General features: G+C 74.4%; 4 protein-coding genes. All 4 read right to left on the minus strand.

All coding sequences use genetic code 11. From position 1 onward, the window contains the following. Positions 1-152: 152 nt before the first annotated feature. Positions 153-1,265, minus strand: coding sequence for a hypothetical protein (locus tag AC1DUQ_RS17585; protein WP_477061151.1), 1,113 nt, complete (start codon positions 1,263-1,265; stop codon positions 153-155). Then, positions 1,262-2,218, minus strand: coding sequence for a glutamate ABC transporter substrate-binding protein (locus AC1DUQ_RS17590; protein WP_477074236.1), 957 nt, complete (start codon positions 2,216-2,218; stop codon positions 1,262-1,264). The genes AC1DUQ_RS17585 and AC1DUQ_RS17590 overlap by 4 nt, the downstream gene beginning before the upstream one ends. After that, positions 2,215-3,492, minus strand: a complete 1,278-nt coding sequence (locus tag AC1DUQ_RS17595; protein ID WP_477061149.1) for a hypothetical protein — start codon at positions 3,490-3,492, stop codon at positions 2,215-2,217. Before AC1DUQ_RS17595 ends, AC1DUQ_RS17590 begins: the two co-directional genes overlap by 4 nt. Then, positions 3,489-4,955: AAA family ATPase (locus AC1DUQ_RS17600; RefSeq protein ID WP_477074237.1), on the minus strand; the 1,467-nt coding region annotated here is incomplete at its 5' end. The genes AC1DUQ_RS17595 and AC1DUQ_RS17600, both read right to left, overlap by 4 nt.

Consider the following 4,955-nt stretch of genomic DNA (forward strand, 5'->3'; position numbering starts at 1 on the left):
GTCCGGGCTCGCCTGGGCGACCCCCGTGCCGAGCAGCGACGTCGCGGACGCGGGGGCGCCGGACGCGGGGGCCGTCGCGGTCTGCGGCGACCCGCACACGTTGCAGTAGCCGTCCTCGTAGGTGCCCGTGCAGCCGGGCTCCGTGCAGGCGATCATCGGGCTCGTCCCTCCTGACCCACCGAGGGCAGGTCGCGGCTGAGGTACTCGTACTGCTCCACGAGGAAGCGGGTCAGGGTGAGGTCGCAGGGCGTCTGGGCGACGACGGCGCGGGCCTCGTCGTACCCCGAGCGGACCGTCGGCGAGGCGCTGCGGCCGTTGGCGTCGGCCGCCGCGCGGGCGCCCTCGAGCCGGTAGCGCAGCTCCGCCCGCTCGCGCAGGGGCTTGCTGTAGGCGTCGGCGACCGCGTCGAACGCGCGGCCCACGGCGGCGAGCCGGTCCACGAACGCGTCGAGCTCCGTGCGGGTGTCCGGCACGGTGCCCAGGCGCGAGACGTCCGGCACGGCCAGCTTGGGCGGGTGCGCGATCTCGCGCCGGCACCGCTGCGCCAGCTCGTGCAGCGTCGGCTCACGCTTCTCCAGCGCGGCCATCGTGTCCCGGGCATCGGCGCGGCCCTTCTCGAGCGTGCGCCGCTGCGACACCTGCACGATGAGGTCCCGCTCGGCCAGCGCCGCACGCGCCTCCAGCTCCGCGAGCGGGCCGGAGATGTCCGCACCACGGGCCGCCTGCGCGACGAGCTTCCGCTCACGGGTGCGCAGGGTCTCGAGCAGCTCGCGTGAGGCGGTGTCGACGCCGGCCAGGTCCTCGCAGCGGACGAGGCCGGCCCGCAGCCCGCGCAGCCGCGACGCCTGGTCGGCGGTGTCCGGGTCGAACGACAGCCGCGCGCGCACCTGCGAGATCATCGCGTCGCACAGGGTCACGGCCTCGACCAGCGAGACGAGCGCGGCTCCCAGGCCGGAGTCCAGCCGGCCCCAGACCAGCTGCGACATCTTCTCCCGGTCCACCGCGTCGGCCCGGCCCGAGTCCCACACGACCACCAGCTCGTCGGTGCGCGACCGGATCGCCTGCCACATGGTGAGCGCCAGCAGCACGTCGTCGGTGTAGCTCTCGGACGCGGGCGACGCCTGGGCAGCCTGGTCCAGGCGGTCCAGCTCCGTGCGGCGGTTGGCCAGCCACGCCTCGAGCCCGCTGAGGTAGCGGAGCAGCTCCGGTGCGGGGATCGGCTCCCCGAGCCGCCCGGGCGCCTCCGGCGCCTCGGGTCCGCTCACCGGCCGTACACCGAGACCGGCGGCGCCGGCGCAGTCCCCAGCGCGCCGAGCCAGCGGTCGTAGGAGGCGGCCCAGGAGCCGTCGACCTTCGCCTGGTCGAGCACGCCGTTGACGTACTGCACGAGGTCCACCTGGTCCGCCGCGACGCCCACGCCGTACGGCTCCGCGCTGAACGCCTCGCCGACCACCTTCGCGTACGGGTCCTGCGCGACGAAGCCGGCGAGGATCGTGTCGTCGCCGGTGATCGCGTCGACCTTGCCCTGCTGGAACAGGACCAGGCAGCCGGTGTGCGTCGGGGCGCTGACGGCCTCGACCCCGGGATACGTCTCCTCGAGCCGCTCCAGGGTCGTCGTGCCCTCCGGGGCGCAGACGCGCTGGTCGMCGAGAGCCTCGAGGTCCTCGATGCTCTGCGCCTCCGAGTCCCGCGTGACCAGCACCTTCTGGCCCGCGGTGAGGTACTCGGCGGAGAACGCGATGGTCTCCCAGCGCTCGCAGTTGATGGTGAACGTACGGGCCACCAGGTCGACCTCGTGGTTCTCCAGCACCTCGAGCCGCTGCGCCGAGGTGATCACCCGAAACTGCAGCCGGTTCGGGTCGCCGAAGATCGCGGCCGAGACGGCGTGCAGCATGTCGATGTCGAAGCCCTCGATCTGGCCGGACAGCGGGTTGCGCGAGCCCATGAGCAGAGTGTCGGCCGAGACCCCGACCCGCAGCGCTCCGCGGGCGCGGATGGCGTCCACGGTCGGCGTGGCCGCGCCGGGTGCTGGGGCGTAGGAGGTCGTCGACTCGATCGCGTCGTCGCAGACCGTCGCGGCCGGGAGGGCGACCGAGGCCGCCGCGCGCTCCTGCTGGGCCGCCGGGGCCGCTGCGGGGACGCCCGCGCAGCCCGCGACGAGGGCGAGCGAGGCCAGGATCGCTGCGAGACCCAGGCGGGTCGAACGTGTCGTGGTCACCGGTACTCCTCCACTCGGGTCGAGATGCCGCGCCAGGACAGGACCGCGGCCAGCACACCCGCGACGAGCATCAACCAGCCGACCAGGACCGACGACCCGCCGGAGCCCGACAGGGCGTCGTGCGTCTGCGCGGCGCTGGACTCCAGACTGCTGGACGCGGCGGTCGAGAACTCGGCGAACACATCGTTCGGAGCGCCCGGCTCCTCGCTGATCGCCAGGGCGACCGCGCCGTCCCAGTCGCCGCCGTCGTCGAGCGCGCGGATCTCCTCGTGCGAGGCGACCCACCGGTCGAGCAGCACGACGAGGTTGTCGTCGACGGTCGGCCGGACCAGCAGCTCGCGCGCCTCGTCGGTCTTGGCCACGAACTGCTCCTCGTACACCGCACCCGAGCCGCGCTTGATGAGCGTGAACGACTCCTGGGACTTCGCGTCGTTGGCCAGCGAGTACGCCTGCGACACCGAGACGGTGGCGTCGTAGGGACCGCTGCGCGCGTCGCCCGCCTTCCCCGCCGCCGAGCCGAGCACCACGGCCCCACCGATCGTCGCGGCGAGCGCGAGGACCGTGGACCAGAACAGCCCGGCGTTCAGGCGGCGGTGCGTGCGCTTGGCCAGCCACACCTGCACGACGACGAGCACCGCGAGCGCGAGGACACCGAAGGCCAGCAGCCACGGCACGGAGCCCACCGAGTCGAACGACGAGTCGACCCGGTCGCTGTTGGCCTGCACCAGGTCGTCCAGGTGCGGGAGCACGTCCGTGCGCAGCACCGCCGACGCCTGGTCGAGGTACGCGGCACCGACCGGGAAGCCCTGCCGGTTGTTGGCGCGGGCCTGCTCGACGAGGCCGGTGTACGTGGTCAGTCCGGCGTTCGCCTGGCCGAGCAGGTCCGCGTCGGCGCCGTTGGAGCCGGCCAGCTCGGCGAGCCCGTTCGCGGCGGACGCGACGGCCTCGTCGTACCGGGCGCGCTGCTCCGGCGGCTCCAGGCCACCGACGAGGAACGCGTTGGTCGCGGTCGCGTCGGCCACCACCAGGTCGTTGCGGACGTCCTGGATGCCGACCAGCTGGGTGGTGTCGGCGTCGGCGTCGGACAGCGCCTCGGACTGGGCCAGACCCGCGTTGAGGCCGATCACGCCCACCGCGGCGGCGGCCAGCACGGACACGACGCCGGCGACCCGCAGCCGGCCGGGCGTGCGGCTCAGCGCGCCGCGCAGCCCGGTGCGGTGGACCGGAGGGGCCGCGGCGGAGGGCGCCGCCGGCGGGGCGATGGTCTGCGTCACGCGGACTCCTCGATGTGGGCGTCGGTCTGTGCGGTGGGCCCGTCGGCCACCGGTTCCTCGGCTACCTGCTCGTCACTCGTCGGCTCGTCGGCCACCGGCTCGTCGGGGGCCGGCTCGTCGGGGGCCGGCACCAGGTCCTCCGGGAGGATCAGCCGGAGCTGGTCCACCGTCGGTTGCTCAACGTCCCGCAGCCGCCAGGCGTGCCTGGTGATCGCCTGGTCCAGCACGTTGCGCGCATAGCGGCCGTTGCCGAACCCCTCGTCGCGGATCTGCAGCGACGCCAGCTCCTCGAACCGGTCCAGGCACTCGGGCGTCGGCTCGAAGTCGGCCTTGGCCGCGGCGCGGGCGAAGATCTCGCGCAGCTCGGCGTCGGTGTAGTCGTCGAACTCGACCGTCGTGGAGAACCGGCTCTCCAGCCCGGGGTTGGTGGCCAGGAAGGTCGCCATCGGCCCCGGGTACCCGGCGACGATCACCACGAGGTCGTCGCGGTGGTCCTCCATGTCCTTGACCAGGGTGTTCACCGCCTCGGCGCCGTACTGGTCCTCGGCCAGCCCGTAGGCCTCGTCGACGAACAGGACCCCACCGAGGGCCGTCGCGACGACCTCGGAGGTCTTCACGGCCGTCTGCCCGAGGTACCCCGCGACCAGCTCGGAGCGGTCCACCTCGACCAGGTGCCCCTGGGTGAGCAGCCCGAGCGCCCGGTAGATGCCGGCCACCAGCCGCGCGACCGTCGTCTTGCCCGTGCCGGGGTTGCCCAGGAACACCAGGTGACGCGTGAGCGTGGGCGCCGTGAGACCGGCCTCGGTGCGCAGGCGCTCGACCCGCAGGAGCTGGGTCTGCTGCCGGATCTCGGCCTTGACGCGGCGGAGGCCGACGAGCGCGTCGAGCTCGGCCAGCAGGTCCTCCAGGGTCTTCGCCGGCTTTTCCTCGGGGACGTACGTCGTACCCGCGACGGGCGTCGGGCGGACCGGGACGAGCCCCGGCTCCCCGGCGCCGGGCTGCGGCGGCAGGGCGAGGGCGGACAGGTCGAACGACGACGGGTCGAGGCGGGGCAGGTCGAACGCGGACGGCGGATCGGTCGCCACGGGGGTGGGACCGTTCACCCCTGCGAGCTGCACGGCGGCGGTGGCCGAGGCGCGGGCGATCACCTCGATCGGTGCGGGTCCGAGGTCGCACGCGGCGGACACCACGTCCGCGAGCGCGCTCGCGTAGCCCGATGCGTGCGGGGTCCCGACGAGCCCGACGAGCAGGTCGGTCGGGGCCGACCGCCAGCGCCGCGCGCTCGAGGCCGCCGCGAAGAACGCCCCGAAGGTCGCGTCCGGCGAGCCGACCGCGGCGAGCCATCCCGTGGCCGCCCCGGGGATCGACTCGGCGACGGCGGCGGCGAGGCGCGCGCCCTCGTCGCGGACGGCGGCGCCGTCGAGGCCGGCAGCAGCGCCGACGGTCTCGAGGGAGTCGAGGGC

This window comes from Cellulomonas sp. P4_B5_2 (assembly GCF_056402235.1).